The sequence below is a fragment of the Halomonas sp. CH40 genome (genome assembly GCA_041875495.1).
Classification (GTDB): domain Bacteria; phylum Pseudomonadota; class Gammaproteobacteria; order Pseudomonadales; family Halomonadaceae; genus Vreelandella.
On sequence record CP112982.1, the window covers coordinates 1137420 to 1155994 of the forward strand.

14 protein-coding genes and 3 tRNA genes are annotated in these 18575 nt (G+C 53.8%); 8 read left to right on the top strand and 9 right to left on the bottom strand.

The genetic code is table 11. From position 1 onward, the window contains the following. The first annotated feature begins 193 nt into the window (after positions 1-193). Entirely contained in the window at positions 194-793 is a 600-nt protein-coding gene (gene wrbA / locus OR573_05150; GenBank protein ID XGA81041.1) for an NAD(P)H:quinone oxidoreductase, read from the top strand. Between the two features lie 136 nt (positions 794-929). Here the strand turns inward: wrbA and OR573_05155 are convergent, their stop codons facing one another. The 3 genes from OR573_05155 to OR573_05165 are packed head-to-tail and all read right to left on the bottom strand — an operon-like array spanning position 930 to position 3397. Continuing rightward, positions 930-1997, bottom strand: coding sequence for a tartrate dehydrogenase (locus OR573_05155; protein XGA81042.1), 1068 nt, complete (start codon positions 1995-1997; stop codon positions 930-932). Between the two features lie 36 nt (positions 1998-2033). Continuing rightward, complete coding sequence (locus OR573_05160) at positions 2034-2567, bottom strand: lipocalin family protein (protein ID XGA81043.1); 534 nt, start codon at positions 2565-2567, stop codon at positions 2034-2036. Between the two features lie 47 nt (positions 2568-2614). After that, positions 2615-3397 (bottom strand): zinc-dependent peptidase, encoded by a 783-nt coding sequence (locus OR573_05165; protein ID XGA81044.1) that lies wholly within the window; start codon positions 3395-3397, stop codon positions 2615-2617. A 251-nt stretch (positions 3398-3648) separates the two neighbouring features. Between OR573_05165 and OR573_05170 the strand changes: the two genes are divergently transcribed. Further along, positions 3649-3948 (top strand): MGMT family protein, encoded by a 300-nt coding sequence (locus tag OR573_05170; GenBank protein ID XGA81045.1) that lies wholly within the window; start codon positions 3649-3651, stop codon positions 3946-3948. Between the two features lie 61 nt (positions 3949-4009). Here the strand turns inward: OR573_05170 and OR573_05175 are convergent, their stop codons facing one another. Both OR573_05175 and OR573_05180 read right to left on the bottom strand, forming a co-directional pair. Then, positions 4010-5578: a bifunctional GNAT family N-acetyltransferase/carbon-nitrogen hydrolase family protein gene (locus OR573_05175; protein XGA81046.1), complete on the bottom strand. Its 1569-nt coding sequence runs from the start codon at positions 5576-5578 to the stop codon at positions 4010-4012. A gap of 55 nt (positions 5579-5633) precedes the next feature. Continuing rightward, entirely contained in the window at positions 5634-6551 is a 918-nt protein-coding gene (locus OR573_05180; GenBank protein XGA81047.1) for a DMT family transporter, read from the bottom strand. Positions 6552-6763: 212 nt separating this feature from the next. On the opposite strand from OR573_05180, the gene OR573_05185 reads away from it, so the two are divergent. Continuing rightward, entirely contained in the window at positions 6764-8776 is a 2013-nt protein-coding gene (locus tag OR573_05185) for an NADPH-dependent 2,4-dienoyl-CoA reductase (protein XGA81048.1), read from the top strand. A 79-nt stretch (positions 8777-8855) separates the two neighbouring features. Here the strand turns inward: OR573_05185 and OR573_05190 are convergent, their stop codons facing one another. Continuing rightward, complete coding sequence (locus OR573_05190; protein ID XGA81049.1) at positions 8856-9170, bottom strand: high-potential iron-sulfur protein; 315 nt, start codon at positions 9168-9170, stop codon at positions 8856-8858. Between the two features lie 304 nt (positions 9171-9474). Between OR573_05190 and OR573_05195 the strand changes: the two genes are divergently transcribed. The 3 genes from OR573_05195 to OR573_05205 all read left to right on the top strand — a co-directional run bounded on the left by OR573_05195 (position 9475) and on the right by OR573_05205 (position 14124). After that, the gene (locus tag OR573_05195; protein XGA81050.1) at positions 9475-9750 is read left to right on the top strand and encodes an Lrp/AsnC ligand binding domain-containing protein; all 276 of its coding nucleotides are present in this window, start codon (positions 9475-9477) and stop codon (positions 9748-9750) included. A gap of 61 nt (positions 9751-9811) precedes the next feature. Then, the gene (locus OR573_05200) at positions 9812-10657 is read left to right on the top strand and encodes a DNA/RNA non-specific endonuclease (protein ID XGA81051.1); all 846 of its coding nucleotides are present in this window, start codon (positions 9812-9814) and stop codon (positions 10655-10657) included. 257 nt (positions 10658-10914) lie between these two features. Next, positions 10915-14124, top strand: a complete 3210-nt coding sequence (locus OR573_05205; protein XGA81052.1) for a BspA family leucine-rich repeat surface protein — start codon at positions 10915-10917, stop codon at positions 14122-14124. Between the two features lie 296 nt (positions 14125-14420). Here OR573_05205 and OR573_05210 read toward each other — a convergent pair. From OR573_05210 to OR573_05220, 3 genes are all read right to left on the bottom strand, one after another. Beyond that, positions 14421-14507, bottom strand: a tRNA-Leu gene (locus tag OR573_05210). Positions 14508-14564: 57 nt separating this feature from the next. Further along, a tRNA-Leu gene (locus tag OR573_05215) sits at positions 14565-14651 on the bottom strand. 86 nt (positions 14652-14737) lie between these two features. Further along, a tRNA-Leu gene (locus OR573_05220) sits at positions 14738-14824 on the bottom strand. A 300-nt stretch (positions 14825-15124) separates the two neighbouring features. On the opposite strand from OR573_05220, the gene rnr reads away from it, so the two are divergent. Together rnr and rlmB are read left to right on the top strand one after the other, a co-directional pair. Further along, complete coding sequence (rnr, locus tag OR573_05225) at positions 15125-17536, top strand: ribonuclease R (protein ID XGA81053.1); 2412 nt, start codon at positions 15125-15127, stop codon at positions 17534-17536. A 38-nt stretch (positions 17537-17574) separates the two neighbouring features. After that, positions 17575-18375: a 23S rRNA (guanosine(2251)-2'-O)-methyltransferase RlmB gene (rlmB, locus tag OR573_05230; GenBank protein ID XGA81054.1), complete on the top strand. Its 801-nt coding sequence runs from the start codon at positions 17575-17577 to the stop codon at positions 18373-18375. The last annotated feature ends 200 nt before the right edge of the window (positions 18376-18575 follow it).

Consider the following 18575-nt stretch of genomic DNA (forward strand, 5'->3'; position numbering starts at 1 on the left):
GCGCTGCGCGCCTCGCGTTTTCCTTCCTCGCACTAAAAGTACGAGGTTTGACGCGCATTTTGATTAATTCGACTGAGCGCGTCGAAATCTTTCGCTTTTATCCGTGCAGTGAGTCGCTATGCTTGTACCGTCAATTAACACGCTGATTGTATGGCGATAAATCAGCCCAGATCAGATTAAAAGGAGCAAGGCAATGACAAAGGTACTGGTGCTTTACTATTCCATGTATGGCCATATCGATACCATGGCACAGGCAATTGCTGACGGTGCGAAAGAAGTAGCGGGGGTCGAGGTGACCGTCAAACGCGTGCCGGAAACCATGCCGCAAGAGGCGTTCAACAACGCAGGTGGTAAGCAGGACTATACAACCCCCGAAGCGTCGCCTGAGGAACTGGCCGATTACGATGCGATTATCTTTGGCACGCCTACCCGGTTTGGCAATATGGCAGGGCAGATGCGCACCTTCCTTGATCAGACCGGTGGGCTATGGGCTAACGGCGCCCTGCGCGGCAAGGTAGCCAGTGTGTTCACCTCAACGGGTACTGGTGGCGGTGATGAACAGACGATTACATCAACCTGGACCACCCTGGCCCACCACGGCATGATCATCGTACCGATTGGCTATGGCGTGGAAGACCAGTTTGATATTTCCAAAGTCAGCGGTAACACCCCTTATGGTGCCGCGACGCTGGCAGGCGCTGATGGTTCGCGCCAGCCGGATGAAAGCGAGCTGAAAATTGCCCGTTTCCAAGGCAATCTGGTCGCCAAAACAGCTTTAAAGCTGGCTAGCTGATACGCCGCTGCTGTTAAGCGCTGTTGCAGGCATGGGCCTTGAACGCGCCTAAATAGCTCATTGCAACAAAAACGCCTCGCTGGCACTGTCAGCGAGGCGTTTTGCAGTTTTCTGGGGGCCTTTTCTGGCGGGCAGCTTATAGGTGCTCAGTAATCGCCTTGCCCAGAGTCTGGGTGTTGCCCTGGCCGCCAATATCCGGGGTTAGAACCGCCGGGTTGCCTTCTTCGAGCACGGCCTCAATAGCCCTGACAATGGCATCGGCGGCGGCCTGGTGGCCAAGGTGCTCCAGCATCATGGCACCGGACCAGATCTGACCGATCGGGTTGGCAATCCCCTTACCGGCAATGTCTGGTGCACTGCCGTGTACCGGCTCGAACAGGCTGGGGAAGTGACCCTGTGGGTTGATGTTGGCCGACGGTGCAATGCCAATAGTGCCGGTACAGGCGGGGCCAAGATCCGAGAGAATATCACCAAACAGGTTGCTGCCGACCACCACATCAAACCAGTCTGGATGCAGCACAAAGTTGGCGGTAAGGATATCAATATGGAATTTGTCCACATTGACCTCAGGGTAGTTGGCCGCCATGGTTTCCACCCGCTCATCCCAGTAGGGCATGGTGATGGAAATACCGTTGGATTTGGTGGCGGAAGTCAGCTTTTTGCGTGGCCTTGACTGGGCAAGCTCAAAGGCATATTTGAGGACACGGTCGACGCCGGTGCGAGTCATTACGGTTTCCTGAATGACCACTTCCCGCTCGGTGCCTTCAAACATCTTGCCGCCGACGCTGGAATACTCGCCCTCGGTATTTTCGCGCACCACATAGAAATCGATATCTCCCGGCGCCCGCCCGGCCAGTGGGCTTTTGATCCCGGGCATGAGCTTGCAGGGGCGCAGGTTGATATATTGGTCAAAGCGGCGGCGAAACTGCAGCAAGGAGCCCCACAGCGAGATATGGTCAGGCACCGTGTCTGGCCAGCCAACGGCGCCATAGAACAAGGCATCAAACCCCTTGAGCTGTTCGAACCAGTCATCCGGAAGCATCTTGCCGTGATTCAGGTAATAGTCACAGCTGCCAAACTCAAAGGTCTGGAAATCAAGCTCAAGAGCAAACTTGCGTGCGGTGGCATCGAGTACGCGCAGACCTTCCGGCATGACTTCAGTGCCAATACCGTCACCGGCAATTACCGCAATACGCTGGGGCATGAAAATTCCTTATTGTTTATCGTAAAGTCGAAAGGTTTAATCCGGGCAGCTATCGCCCTGAGCAACGTCAATCAGTTCATCGGTAGGAAAATCCATTTCGGCAGCGCGTTCGCGCAGGCGATTCTCAGTCGCCTCATCCATTTGTGGTGAGCGCGAGAGTATCCATAAGTAGTCGCGGTTAGGCCCGGACACCAGCGCCCACTGATAGTCGTCATCAAGTTCCAGAATATTATAGCCGCCATAGAAGGGGCCAAAAAAGCTGACTTTCAGACGTCCGATATCTTCTTCCTCAATAAAATAGGCGCGGCCTTCCGCCTCATCCCAGGCTTGCTCTTCAGGGTTATAGCCGCGATTGATTACACGTACGCCGCCATCATCACGCATGCTATAGCTGGCAGTGACGCACTCAAGTCCGCGCTCAAAGGAGTGATCCAGACGGGCAATTTCGTACCACTCACCCAGATAGCGGTCGAGCTCGAAATCAGTGACGGGCTGGGTGCCGGAGGGGATGCCGGTGCAGCCGGTAAGCAGACCCAGGCTCATGACCAGTGGGATCATGCCAGTGCGCATGGTGACTCTCCTGCAAAGTGGTGGGTAAAAGGCGGTGTGTAAAGGGTCTAGCGCTGAAAGCGTGAGAGTGGCTGTTGATTGAAGTAACGACACAGTAGCCCATACAGATCCGGGTAAGCATCTGCGAGAATCGCGGGGGCGCAGAAAAATGCTTCGCAGCATACGGCAAAGCATTCTCCGGGGTGGCTGGCCGCATAATCGTCAATCGGGGTTGGCTGGCCACACTGAAGCCTGCCCTGAAGGTCATTCCATACGCCGCTGAATACACCGTGCCACTCTGCCGGTGTAATGCTCGTGGGCAGCGGTGGAAAACCGTCAATATCAATGGCGTTGCCCATATCGAGTTTGTGGGCCAGTTCATGGATCAGAACATTGTAGCCGTTGAAATCGCCACTTTGCATCAGGTCGGTAAATGACAGCACCACAGGCCCCTGATAAGAGGTTTCGCCCGCTCGGCTATCCGTGTATTCGTGGACGACACCAAACGTATCCATTTCTTCCACCTGGCGGGTAAACCCATCAGGCAGCAGGATAATTTCGTGCACGTTGGAAAAGGCATCGGAATGTTCGAAACTGCTCCATCCAAGCGTCAGTAAACAGGCCTGACCGGCCAATACCAGGTAAGCCGGTCGGTCAAAGGCTACGTCCTGTAATTCAGGGTGAAAGGTAATGCGTTTTTGAGCCAGAAACTGCCAGGCGCGTTGGCCAAGCTGCTCGGCTTCTTCATCGCCAAGTGTATTCAGTAATGCAACACGTTGGCAGGCTGTCTGCCAATCCGCCGTGGGAAAACGGCGCGATGACGGGGACGGGCTTAGCCAGCGAATGGGCATGGGCGCAGACCTGTTTGAACGCAGAAAAAAGAATGGAAACATTCATGAATAGCCCTTCTTATACTAAGGGCGAAAGCGATTTGCAATCCTTTACGTTCACTTACCTGCGTCTTTTTGTCAGATAAACAGACGATAACGTCTTGCTAAAGCAGACGTGATTGCTTTGAGAAGGAAGATGAGAGACTGTATCAATAGACCGTATTAATAGACCGTATCGCCAGAACAACCGAACAGAGGAAGAAGCAAGCGCCATGCCACGCCCTGAACTGCTTGAGCAGATCTATACCATTGTGGAAAAGATTCCTGCAGGACGGGTAACCACCTATGGGCGTATTGCGGCGATGACCGAAGGCGCGACCCCGCGCATGGTCGGTTCAGCGTTGCGCAATCTACCCGCAGGGCACTCATTGCCCTGGCATAGGGTGATTGCGGCATCGCTTAAGCTGGCAGACCACGGCGGTGCTGAACGCCAACACCAGAAGTTGCGCGATGAAGGTGTGGTCTTCGACAGCAAAGGGCGTATCTCTTCTGATCTTGTCTGGCCTGATTGAAGCGGCCAATTTTTTTGCTGCCCTAAAGTATAACGCCGCCCGAGCGGGCGGCGTTATGCGGTCAGTCTTCCAGATTGGCGCCAGACTTCCACGACCAGTCGCGCCAGCGCAGATCAAACAGATCTTTGCGGCGGTCCTTGAGGTTGGTCACCGAACCTTCAGCGCGCAGCACCGTCAGACGGGTCAGGTCCAGATCCGAGAAGAAGATCATCTCGGTGTTGGGCGTGGTTTCTGCCAATACGGCGTCGTGAGGGAAGGCAAAATCAGACGGCGAGAATACCGCTGACTGGGCATACTGGATATCCAGATTTTCGATCGACGGCAGGTTGCCGACACTGCCGCACAGCACCACATAACACTCGTTTTCAATCGCGCGAGCCTGGGAGCAGTGGCGTACTCGCAGGTAGCCGTTCTTGGTGTCAGTCCAGAAAGGCACAAACAGGATATCCATTTCCTGATCCGCCAGCAGGCGGCCAAGTTCCGGGAACTCGACGTCATAGCAGATCAGAATGCCAACGCGCCCGGCATCGGTTTCAAATATCTGCAGGTTGTCACCGCCTTCAATCACCCAGTCGCGGCGTTCCTGAGGCGTGATGTGCAGCTTGGCCTGGCGCTCGACGGTGCCGTCGCGATGGAAGAGATAAGCAATATTATAAAGCCGATCATCTTCGCCGACTTCGATCATCGAGCCGCCTACAATATTGATATTGTAGGACACCGCCATACGCGACAGCTCAGTCTTGAACTGTTCGGTAAAGCTGGCCAGAAAGCGGATGGCCGCCATCTGATCCTGCTGGGCGGCACGATCCTGCAAGCCCATCAGTGGCGCATTGAACAGCTCCGGGAAGACGGCAAAGTCACTCTGGTAGTCCGACAAGGCATCCACAAAGTATTCAATCTGCTGAAGGGCTGCTTCCACCGAAGAAAATTCGCGCATCTGCCACTGTACGGCGCCAACGCGTACCTGGGTAGGGCGGGTATCGAGAATATTGGCGGCAGGCTCGAACAGGATATTGTTCCACTCAAGCAGGGTGGCATAACCCTTGGACTGCTCATCTTCCGGCAGGTATTTACGCAGCAGGCGCTTGACCTGAAAGTCATTGGCCAGCTGGAAAGACAGAATCGGGTCGTAGAGCTCCTTGCGGGATACTTTGTCGATATACTCTGTGGGCCCCATTTCATCAGCATGCTGATGATATTCGGGAATCCGTCCGCCGGCCAGAATGGCCCGCATGTTGAGTGAGCGGCACAGTTCCTTGCGCGCCTCATACAGGCGGCGCCCTAGACGGTAACCGCGATAATCCGGGTGAATCAGGATATCCAGGCCGTACATGGCATCGCCGTTACTGTCATTGAGGATGACTTCACGGTGGCCGATCAGGTCGTCGTACTTGTGAGGATTGGAAAACTCGTCGTAATCCACCTGCACGGTCAAAGCGACCCCGACGAGCACACCGTCATCTTCAATGGCGATCTGACCATCCGGGAATTCATGGATCAGTTTGTCAATCGTATGCTTTGGCCAGGCGCCTCCAATATCGTGATAGACCGCATCCATCAGTGATTTGAGCTGAGAATAATCCTCAGAGGTCAGGTTACGCGTGTTCAGGTGCAGATCTTCTAGGGACATAGTGTCTGGTTTTCCCAATTCAAAAATATAGCGTTACTCTAGCATTTCTGCGCCGCTACTGTTGAGGTCGGTCTGGCTTCCACTGGGCCAGTGTCTGCTTGAACGGCAGGGTCAATGTCTGTGCCATGATGACACCCCCGAGAATCAAAAGACCACCAATAATGTGGAAGACGGCCAAGTGTTCGCCCAGAAAGATCATGGCAATAATGGCACTGAACAAGGGCATCAGATTAATGAAAATACTTGCCTGGTTGGCCCCGATCTGACGCACCGCGCGCATCCATAGGTACGTTGTAATGATCGATGCCGGAATGCCCGCATACAGAATCAGCCAGACATTATGCCCATCAACGGGCGTCTTTGGCCCGAGCAGATAAGGGGGCAGCAGAATCAGCACCGCAAAGCATATCTGGCCATACAGCATGACCCAGGGCGGCAGCTTCATCTGCCAGCGCCGCAGCATGACCCCATACATGGCATAACAGGTGGCCGCGACCACCATCAAGGCATCCCCTGGTGATACCTTTAGCTGCAGCAATGATAACGGGTTACCTTGGCCAAGCAGCACGGTGACGCCGAAAAAGGCCAGAACGCCGCCCATAATACCGCCAAGGGTGGGCGGCTCGCGCAGGATCAGCGCACTAAGCAGCACGGTCAAAAGCGGCACCATGGCCGCGAGAATGCCCATATTGGTGGCCGAGGTTGTCTCTGCTGCCACATAGGCCAGGCCTTGCCATAAGCCCATTCCCAGCATGCCCAGTAGCGCAAGCCTTGGCCATTGCTTGAGAATCTCATCGCGATGACGCCAGGCGGCAGGCAGCACAAAGGGCGTCATCACCAGCAAGGCCAATAACCAGCGTAGAAAGGCAATACTGCTCGGCGCAATGCTGCCCACCGTTAGCTGGTTGATGGTCATGTTGCCTGACCAGATCAGCACCGTGGCCAGCGGCGGCAAAAAGTAAATCAGTCGCATGTAAAGGTTCCTGAAAAAAGGTTCCTGAGAATAGTTAGCCTGTTAATGTGACGCGCATTGAAACAAACGACAAGGGGCAAGGTTGTGATTAACTCATCTAGCCATCGTTGTCGTCCAGATTATCGAACTCAGGGGTGTTCCTGATCAGAACAATGTCATACGCTTGTTTGAATAGCCGCAAACAATAACATCTGCTTGAGTGAGGAAGCCCGATGACTGCCTACCCGCATATTTTCCAGCCGCTACAGCTTGGCCCCTTAACATTGCCCAACCGCGTATTGATGGGGTCGATGCATACCAACCTTGAGGAATCACCCAATGGCTTTGCCAGGCTGGCACATTTTTACGCGGAGCGCGCTCGGGCAGGCGTTGGCCTGATCGTTACCGGTGGCATTGCGCCTAATCCTGAAGGCGCTGTTTTTCATGGGGCCAATGCGCTGATAGATCACTCCCAGCTTGCTGAGCATCGTCAAGTAGTGGACGCGGTTCACCGCGAGGGTGGGCATCTATGCATGCAGATTCTCCACGCCGGGCGCTATGCCTACTCGCCTGAGCTGGTGGCACCCTCTGCTATTCAGGCGCCGATCAATAGGTTCACCCCGCGAGCGCTTGATAGCGACGAAGTCGAGCAGCAGATCGCCGACTATGTGCGCTGTGCCCGTCTGGCCCAGCAGGCGGGCTATGACGGCGTTGAAATCATGGGCTCTGAAGGCTACCTGATTAATCAGTTTATCTGCCAGCGCACCAATCAGCGTGATGATCAGTGGGGCGGGAGTTTTGAAAACCGCATTCGCTTTGCTATTGAAATTGTACGTCGGGTGCGTGCAGCGGTCGGCAAGGACTTTGCGCTGATTTTTCGTTTATCGATGATTGATCTGGTAGAAGAGGGCAGCACTCATGAAGAGGTGGCTGCCCTGGCCAAGGCCATTGAAGCCGCGGGGGCTGATGCGCTGAATACCGGCATTGGCTGGCATGAGGCCAGGGTGCCGACCATCGTCACCAGCGTGCCACGCGCGGCCTTCACCCGTGTGACACAAAAACTGCGTGATGAGGTCACGCTGCCATTGATTACCACCAACCGGATCAACATGCCGGAGGTGGCTGAACAGGTGCTGGCACAAGGCCATGCGGATATGGTCTCCATGGCTCGTCCGTTTCTGGCTGACCCTGAATGGGTTAACAAAGCCGAGGAGGGGCGCGCGGATGAAATCAATACCTGCATCGCCTGTAATCAGGCCTGTCTGGATCATACCTTCGCTGGCAAGCTGACGTCCTGCCTGGTCAATCCGCGTGCTTGCCATGAGACGGAGTTGGTGGTGACACCTGCGGCCAAAATCAGGCAGGTCGCGGTTGTGGGGGGTGGCCCTGCGGGGCTTGCGGCAGCCGTGACTGCTGCTCAGCGCGGGCATCAGGTGGTGCTGTTTGAACGTCAGGCCGAGTTAGGCGGGCAGTTCAATTATGCACGCAAGATTCCTGGTAAAGAGGAGTTCAACGAGACTCTGCGCTATTACCGGGTGATGCTGGAAAAATACGCGGTGGACATCCGACTCAATCACCAAGCCAGCGTAGAGGATCTGGCAATGTTTGACGAGGTCGTATTGGCCACCGGCGTACAGCCGCGTCAGCTGGCGATACCCGGTGCAGACCATCCCAGTGTGCTCTCCTATGCCGAGGCGATCCGCGAGCCGCAGCGTGTGGGCCACAAAGTCGCGGTGATCGGTTCAGGTGGTATTGGCTTTGACGTGGCTGAACTGCTGGTCAATCAGGTGCCTACGGCCTTGGATATCAATGCCTGGTGCGATGAATGGGGCGTTGATCTTGAGATTAGTCAGGCAGGTGGACTGAAGACCCCGCAGCATCCGGCCAGCGCCCGAGAGGTGGTAATGTTGCAGCGTAAAACTTCCAAGCCCGGCAAAAACCTCGGCAAGACCACTGGTTGGGTGCATCGAGCTTCGCTTAAACAGCATGGCGTTACCATGCTGGCAGGGTGTGAGTACCTGCAGATCGACGATCAGGGCTTGCACATCCGCCATCAGGACACAGTGCAGCTGCTTGCGGTAGATAGCATAGTGGTGTGTGCGGGTCAGGAATCTGTGCGTAACTTACTGGAGCCTTTGGAAAAGGCTGGTATCAGGGTACAGATTATTGGCGGTGCCGAGGAAGCGGCCGAACTGGATGCCAAGCGTGCCATTGAGCAGGGAACCCAAGTGGCTGCAGCGCTCTAAGTGCAGGGTATGAATCATAAGCAACATAAAAAAGCCCGCTGGAAAGCGGGCTTTTAACATCTTGGTGCACGAACAGCGCTTAGGCAGCGGCTGTCCAGGATTGGCACCAACCTTCTGGTGCGACGCTGTTCTGCGGGAACAGCTGGCAGCCTTGTTTATCGGCAATCCAGAACATGCAGTTATCACACTGCTCGCCTTCAGAATAAGCAGGATGATCGCTTGCTTCGCTAGCGACTTCTACATAGTTCAACGCCTGAGCGTTACTGGAGGAAGGATCCAGGCGTGGCAGATCCTGGGCGAAAGCAGTCTTGGAAAGAATGCCAGCACCAAGCGGCAGTGCCGCAAGGCCTAGCATACTGTTGCGCATGAAGTCACGACGGCTTTGATTAGCCATGATCTCTCCTTATCGTCACGGTCTGACGTTGTATTCACGGTCTTGTGGGTGGTTGTCCACCTCTTCAGGGCTCCGACAGAACCTGCTTAACCGGAGTTCACAGGTATCTTAGCGTAAGTGTCTGCAGAGTGCGAATAAGCTTATCATCCAGCGACAATTCGCCACGTTAAGGGGTTGTTAAGTCCTGCCTAATAAGTCTTACTCAACCCGTCTGCGCAGTCACTCATTGTGCTGTTATACTTTGGCACAAGAAGTTCTAATACGTTCCTTGGTTGTTGAATATTATTATTTCGTGAGGCTCGCCATGCAAAACGCTGTTATTTTGATCAATACCGAAAAAGGCCAGGTAAAGGCTGTGGCTGAACGTCTTGCTGATGTGGAAGGTATCAGCGAGGTGTATTCCACCTGTGGTCGCTATGATCTTGTCGCTATCGCCCGCACGCGGGATTTTGAAAGCCTTGCTGAGCTTGTCACTGAGCGCCTAAATAAAGTGGAAGGTATCAGTGATACCGAAACGCTTAACGCCATGCAGGTGCATTCGCGCCATGACCTGGAAACCATGTTCTCAGTGGGCTGGTAACACCTGCCCCTAGCTGTATTTTCCCGCACTACTAAAAGGAGTTAGTACCTTGGGTCGCGCAATGTCTCGTTTACGTCGTCAGGGCCGTCGCCTCGCGGTGACGGCCCTATTTATTGTGATTGGTTCAGGCCTATGGCTATTTCAAGAGCAAAGCTACCGCGATGCCTATACCTGGGAAGGGGTGCCCACCTGGGACGAACTAAGCCTGACATCCTTTCACCGCGTGATGCGTAACGACGGCTACCTGCTAGGGTGGTCAGATGTGCGTGCAGGGGCCTTATGGGTCAGCTATCAACTAGCCGCCGTTGACGATGCCGCCATTGGCAGTCGCCCAGGCTTCTCAGCCGATTGGCGAACGCTCTGGCCAATCGGCACTGATAGCTACTCGGGCAGTGGTTACGACCGTGGCCACCTGGCGCCCAACTACGCCATCGCTGCGGTGCATGGCCGCCAGGCTCAGGTAGACACCTTTCTGATGAGTAACATGTCACCGCAAACGCCAGAGTTGAACCGCCAACTATGGCAACGTCTGGAAGAAGCGGTGATGGATCATTTCGCGCCGCGTTTCGAGCAACTTCAGGTAATCACCGGGCCGATCTACGCGGAAGGTTTCAGCAATGCCATGGATCGCGTTGGCTTTGTCGAAGTGCCGGTTGCGTTCTACAAGATCATCGTAGCGCCACACCCGGAAAACCCGCGCGCGTTAGCCTTTATCATGCCGCAGAAGGTTCGCGGTAATGAACCCCTGGATGACTACTTGGTATCCATTGATGAGGTAGAGGCAAAAACAGGGCTGAATTTTTTCCCCGACCTGACACCAATCGTCGAGCAAACTCTGGAAGGTCAGATAAGTACTAACGGCTGGGCGCTGGAGGACGTTGCCCGCAAACCAGGGCGATTTCAGTAAACCCTGAATTCCCAATATCCTACCCATAAATAAAAGCATAACCACGGCTTGTGGATGTGCTTTTATTTTTTAGCCTTGATTCGCCAGTTGTTCTCTCTAAACCCCCTTCCTCTCCGGCAAAACCTCAGCCGTTTAACGCATTCTGAAACGCTGGTGGATGTAGCATTTGTTTAGAATCTAGCGTTCTGAAATGCGATAGGTTAGCCGATTGTATTTGCTTATATTCGTCAAGAGACAAGCATTCCCGAGGAAGGAAAATGGCATATCCAGAAATTGAAAACGGCACGGTGACAGATTTGTATGAATGGTTCAGGGATGGCACTGATCCAGATGGGAACTCTATTCCGGATATAACCGGCCTGGACACCTCCAATGTCATCAGCATGGCTGCCATGTTCAATGGAGCTGATTCGTTTAATCAGGATATTGGTGGCTGGGATACCTTTAGCGTTACCAGTATGGAGCGTCTATTCTCCGGCTCAACTGCCGATATGGGAGGAATGCTCTCCGGCTCCACTATATTCGATCAGGACATTGGTGGTTGGGATACTTCCAGTGTTACCAATATGTGGAGAATGTTCGAAGCCGCTGCTGCGTTTAACCAGGATATTGGTGGCTGGGACACTTCTAGTGTTACCAATATGGGATATATGTTCGATGGTGCCGACTCGTTTAATCAGGATATTGGTAGCTGGGATACGTCTAATGTCATCTACATGAATGATATGTTCAGCGGTGCCGATTCGTTTAATCAGGATATTGGTGGCTGGGATACGTCTAGTGTTATTTCTATGCACGAAATGTTCAGTTATTCCAATTCGTTCAACCAAAATATCGGTGGCTGGGATACGTCTAGTGTCATCTACATGAATGATATGTTCAGCGGTGCCGATTTGTTTAATCAGGATATCGGCGCCTGGGATACTTCTAGTGTTACCAGTATGAGTAGTATGTTCAATGGTGCCGGAGTATTCGATCAGGATATTGGTGGTTGGGATACATCGAGTGTTACCAGTATGAGTAGTATGTTCAATGGTGCCGGAGTATTCGATCAGGATATTGGTGGTTGGGATTCATCAAGTGTTACCAGTATGAGTGGTATGTTCAAAGGTGCTGGAGCATTCGATCAGGATATCGGCGGTTGGGATACGTCGAGTGTTACCAGTATGAGTGGTATGTTTCAGGATGCTACTAAATTTAACCAGGACATCGGTAACTGGAATACTTCCAGCGTGGCAGGTATAAGTAATGAACTATTTTTAGACCTAGAAGAGATTGATCCTTTCTGGGGATCAAATTTTGTTTCTGGTATGAGTAGTATGTTTGCTGGTGCCGTTGCATTCGATCAGGATATAGGCGGTTGGGACACCTCTAATGTCACTGATATGCGTTTAATGTTCTCAGGTGCATCAGCATTCAATCAGGATATCGGTAGTTGGGATACTTCTAGTGCTCTCTATATGAACAAAATGTTTGAAGATGCCGACGCGTTTAATCAGGACATCGGTGATTGGGACACATCTAGCGTTACCCATATGAATGATATGTTCTGGCAAGCTGATGCATTTAATCAGGATATTGGTGATTGGGATACATCCAACGTCATCAGCATGTGGGGAGTGTTCGCTGATACTGAGGCGTTTAATCAAGGTATAGGTGGCTGGGATACCTCCAGTGTTAACTATATGGGGGCTATGTTCTCCGGTGCTGATGTATTCAATCAGGATATCGGCGACTGGGATACATCCAGCGTTGTGTATATGGCTGGCATGTTCGAAGGCGCTACTGCTTTCAATCAGGATTTATCGGGCTTTGAAATTCAGAATGTAGCCGACATGGAGAGCATGCTGGATCATTCCGGCTTATCTATTAGCAATTACGATGCCACCTTGAACGGCTGGTATCAGCAGGCATTGACAAGCGGTGTGCAAGAGGGGGTTTTACTAGGGGCAGAAGGTCTTCAGTATTCCAGCGAATCACAGGAAGCCCGCGACGCGCTGATCAATGACTTCGGCTGGAACATTGAAGGTGACTCGCTATGGGAGCCAGTTGCCAATAATGATCCGGATGCCATTGATGATGTTATTGAAATGGATGATACAGATGGTTCCGTTAGCTTTAATCCGCTAGACAATGATCAGGATGAAGACGGCGATGAGCTGACGATTGATAGCTTGACGGATCCAACAAATGGTTCGGTGGTTTCCAATCTTGATGGCTCGCTCACCTACACCCCGAATGCCAACTTCAATGGCACGGACAGCTTCACCTACACGGTAGGTGACGGTAACGGAGGCTCAGCAACTGCAACGGTTAACGTTGAGGTTGCCGCAGTAAACGATGCGCCAGTTGCCGAAGATGACACAGCAACGACCGATGAAGACACCGCTGTTACGGTTGATGTGCTGGCCAACGACAGCGACGTAGATGGTGATGCCTTAACGGTTGCCAGCCTTGGCGCAGCCGCCAACGGTGAGCTGATCAACAACGATGATGGCACGGTGACGTACACACCGAATGCCGATTTCAGCGGCAATGATAGCTTCACCTACACGGTAGATGACGGCAACGGCGAAACCGCGACCGCTAAGGTGAATGTCGAAGTAGCGCCTGTCCCAAATCCGATGCCGGAACCGGAACCGGAACCAGAGCCGCAACCAGAACCAGAGCCGCAACCAGCACCGGAGCCGGAACCAGAACCAGAGCCACGCCCTGAGCTACCTGGCATCACTCCGCCGGTTTCAGTAACGCAGAATGTGGCACCTGTAGCGGGTGATGATGCCGTGGCTGGCAGGTTCGGTTGGCTGATGAGCGGTAATCTGCTGGCTGACAACGGTAGCGGGGCGGATCAGGATGGTGATGGTGACACCATTGCCATCACTCAGATCGAAGATCAGGCGGTTGTGTTTGATACCGAGATGGAGCTGGAGTCTGGCGCGACAGTGATTGTGCAGGAAAACGGTGACTTTGTTTACGACCAGCGTTCAGCGTTTGAAGGGTCGACTGAAGCGTCAGCCGTGGATACCTTCGAGTATTCCATTGAAGATAGTCAGGGAGAAGAATCATCAGCCACTGTGTCCGTTGAGCTAGCGGATGTGATTAATAGCGTTGAGGTATCAGCTGTTGAGGCGCTTTATCAGGAAGCATTTGATCGCGAGGCGGATACTGGCGGGCTGGAATACTGGACCGGTATTCGTGACGAGGGTAGCAGCATCTTCGAAGTGGCAGACTACTTCTTTGGGTCGGAGGAGTTTGTCAGCGAGCACGGAGATAGCCTGAGTGATGATGACTTCCTGACGCTGCTCTATGACAACGCCTTTGACCGTGCGCCGGATGCAGAAGGATTCGAACACTGGTCGGAAGGGCTTGAAACCGGACAGCTCGACCAAGGCGATGTGATGGCATATTTCGCCTCATCCGATGAAATGCAGACCAAGTACCTGGCGGAAGGTTTTATCTTCGCCTGATAGCGAACCTTAGGTAGTTAAATGTAGCAACACATAAGTGACTATTCTTCTTTGGTGTTTGTAAAAGCCAAGAAGGGTAGTCATTTTTTGCTTAGATCAGATAGTCGCAATAATAGCGCCGATGGCTAAACGCTGGGCGTGGGTATTCAGGAAGTATTCAGATAAGGAGTAGGGCTGGGAAGTGATGCAGCGGTAAAAAAATAAGAGACAGACTATCTAGGAGCGCGGTGATAGTGCTTACAAGCGTCGTGATTGAAGGATAATGCTGGGAAGGATGCTTTATGTCTCAACAGTATTGGTGCCCAGGAGAGGACTTGAACCTCCACGACCATACGGTCACTAGCACCTGAAGCTAGCGCGTCTACCAATTCCGCCACCTGGGCCTTAGATCTTGACTGAGTCTATCTAATGCTCTGACACATAGCTAAACAGTGTTCGGTTGGTGCCCAGGAGAGGACTTGAACCTCCACGACCATACGGTCACTAGCACCTGAAGCTAGCGCGTCTACCAATTCCGCCACCTGGGCGAACACTTGCTAAATTTTTTACTACTCAATAACCTTTGCTGCTACATCTTTGTTTCGTCAGCTTTTAGATAGCTGAACAAAAGATGTGGTGCCCAGAAGAGGACTTGAACCTCCACGACCATACGGTCACTAGCACCTGAAGCTAGCGCGTCTACCAATTCCGCCATCTGGGCAATTGGCGCGTATGATACCGAGATGGCCATGAAATGCAAGTGCTTTTCAGCTCAATTTGCTATCTCTTGCGCTTTAATGGAGCACGGGGTGTTGTTTGGCAACAATTCTTCTACTTACGTGGTTGGGTGATGCTGCCAGCAGCGCTATACTGCCTACATGATCAAACATAATTGTATAAATTTCAGCTGTATTGCCGCTGACCCCGCTTGTATGCGACACCTGACGCTTGCGAAATCTCACCGCGCCCCATTAGCTGAAGATAAAGAAGCCGAAGATAAAGAATCAAGGATGCCGACTTTATGAATAAGTGGACGCTGAGTGACGACCCGCACGCGAGCCGTGAAGCACAAAAATATGATAATCCGGCACCAAGTCGGGAATACCTGCTGGCCGCGTTGGAAAATTACGGTAAGCCAATTACCCATGAAAACATGAGCCGCCTGCTGGGATTGGAAGATGAAGACCATCAGGAAGCGGTGCGCCGTCGCCTGGCCGCCATGGAACGTGATGGCCAGGTGCTGCGTGACCGCCGAGGCGCCTATGCATTGATCAACAAGCTTGATCTGATCAAGGGTAAGGTGCTGGGCCACCGCGACGGTTTCGGGTTTGTGCTACGCGATGATGGCAAAAAGCCGGATCTGGTATTGCCGCCGCGTCAGATGCGCCGTGTCTTCCACGGCGACCATGTGCTGGTGCGCGTTAGTGGTCGCGACCGGCGCGGCCGCGATGAAGCTACCATTGCCGAGGTGATTGCGCGTAACACCCAGACCATGGTGGGTGTCTATCGTAGCAATACGCCTGAATTTGGCGTGCTGGTACCGGAAAATCCGCGTATCACCCAGGAAGTCATCATTCCCCATAGTGCTTCTGGCGGTGCCCAGGATGGCCAGGTGATTTCTGCCAGGATCACCCAGCAGCCTGCCACTCGAGTTCAGCCGGTGGGTGAGGTGATTGAGGTGCTGGGTGAGCGTATGGATCCAGGTATGGAAATTGATATTGCTATCCGCAGCTACGATATTCCGGCGGAGTTTCCGCCTGAGGTAATGGATCAGATCTCGACCATTTCCGCAGAAGTCGTTGAAGCGGATAAGCAGAACCGGGTTGATCTGCGCAATACGCCGCTAGTGACCATTGATGATGAGTCGGCCAAGGACTTTGATGACGCCGTCTGCGCTTGGAAAACCAAGTCGGGCAGCTGGAAGCTGGTGGTTGCCATTGCTGATGTGTCCCACTATGTGCGCCCTGGCGAGCCGCTGGATGATGAGGCGCGTACGCGCGGTACCTCAGTGTATTTCCCAGGGCAGGTCGTGCCCATGCTGCCAGAGCTGTTGTCCAATGGGTTGTGCTCACTGAACCCCCATGTTGATCGCCTGGTCATGGTCTGTGAGATGAATATCTCCAAGACCGGCGCGATCAGCCGTTATCGCTTCTATGAAGCGGTAATGAATTCCCATGCGCGGCTGACCTATAACAAGGTGGCGGCGATTCTGGATCCGGACAGTGACGAAGGCGAAACGCTGCGCAGGGAACATGCCAAGCTGGTCAAGCCGCTCAAGGATCTACATGAGCTGTATGGCATTCTGCACGACGCACGCATTGAGCGTGGCGCCCTTGAGTTTGACACGACCGAAACAGCGATCATCTTTAACGATGAGCGCAAGATTGAAAAAATTGTGCCGCGTAAACGTAATGACGCGCACAAGATGATTGAAGAGTGCATGCTGGCTGCTAACGTCGCTACTGCCCGTTTTCTGGACAAGCATGACCTTCCGGCCCTGTACCGTATTCACGAAAAGCCGACGCCTGAACGCCTCGACAAGCTACGTCTGTTCCTCAACGAGCTGGGGTTGACGCTGCCCGGCGGCGATGATCCGACACCGCAGGATTATCAGGCCCTGCGCGAGACGATCAAGGATCGCCCGGATGCGGATATCATCCAGACGGTGATGCTGCGCTCAATGAATCAGGCCGTGTATTCGCCCCAGAATGAAGGCCACTTTGGCTTGGCCTATCAGGCTTATGCACACTTTACCTCACCGATTCGCCGCTACCCGGATCTGCTGGTGCACCGCGCCATTCGCTCGGTGGTGCGCGGCCCTCGCCAGACCAATACAGTAATGCGGGTAGAAGGCGCACCGGTTGAGCCACCCAGCAAGTGGTGCCCGTATACCTTTGAGCAGATGGTCGAGCTGGGCGAGCACTGCTCGATGGCTGAACGCCGCGCCGATGATGCCACCCGTGACGTGGAAAGCTGGCTGAAATGCGAGTTCATGTCCGACAAGCTGGGTGAGACCTTTGACGGTACCATTGCCTCGGTGACCCAGTTCGGCCTCTTTGTGCGCCTGGATGAGTTCTATGTGGAAGGTCTGGTGCATGTGACGTCACTGCCATCGGATTACTACCACTACGAAGCAGAGAAGCACCGTCTTAAAGGTGAGCGTACCGGCACCACCTATCGTCTGGGTGACGGCGTTACCATTCAGGTGGCGCGGGTTGATATGGATGACCGCAAGATCGACTTCAGCCTGGCCGATGAGAAACCGCGTCCGCGTCGTCAGCCACGCAAGCGCCCGGCAGAGGCCAAGCCGTCGGGAGGCACCAAGGCAGCCGCGCCCAAAGAGACTGCCAGGAAGTCGGACGACAGCAAACCCAAGTCGAATCGCCGTGGCCCGCAGCGCTCACGCCGTTCGCGCAAGCCTGCTGATAAATAATGGCTGGTCAAGGTAAGGAACCTCGCGTAAGGAACAACATGAAGTCGGCATCTCGTCGTGGAGCCAAGGCTCCTCAAACGCCTAAAGCACCTCAGGGGCTTGAGGTTGTGTATGGCATCCATGCCTTGCAAAGCCTGCTGGATCGCGGTGAAGCCCCCCGCGAGCTATGGTTGCAGGCAGGGGTGGAAAAGCGCCTGGAAGAACTGGCTGTCAAGGCAGAACAGCTGGGCGCGCGTCTGGTTAAGCAGCCGCGCGAGATGCTCGATCAGATGACCCAAGGGGCGGCGCATCAAGGGGTAGTGGCATTCTGTAAGCCGTTGGTGGCGGAAGGGGAGGAATCCCTGTGGCTGAAGTTGCGTGCCTGGTCGGCGCCGACGCCACCTTTACTGCTGGTGCTGGATGGCGTCACCGATGTGCATAACTTTGGCGCCTGTCTACGTAGTGCTGATGCGGCCGGCGTGCACGGTGTGATTGTGGCCAAGGACAAGGCCGCACCGTTAAACGCAACGGTACGCAAGGTGGCCTGCGGGGCGGCAGAAGTTGTACCCGTCTATCAGGTCACTAACCTGACGCGCACCCTGGAGAAGCTCAAGCAGGAAGGTGTCTGGATCGCTGGAACGGCCGGTGAAGCGGCAACCAGCCTTTATGAGGTTGATTTTACCGGGCCGATGGCGCTGGTCATGGGGGCTGAAGGTAAAGGAATGCGCCGACTAACCCGCGAAGCCTGTGATCATCTGGTCAAATTGCCGATGGCAGGGCAGGTATCCAGCCTGAATGTTTCGGTGGCCACGGGTATCTGCCTTTTCGAGGCGGTGCGTCAGCGCCAGCTTGCAAGTTAATCCCCTGCCGACTAGAATGCATGCGCCCGTTTATCCATTAGGCGGGTGTTGCGTATGGCTGTTTTTAGCGACACTGTTCGTCCTAATAGAAACATTCATACGACAGGATCAGTGATAACCACTGTCTCCAGTTCTGTTTGATGCTCCAGCGTCGTTCGCGGCAAAGTTTGGGGTAACTTTTCAGTCAACTCCTTGCTTCC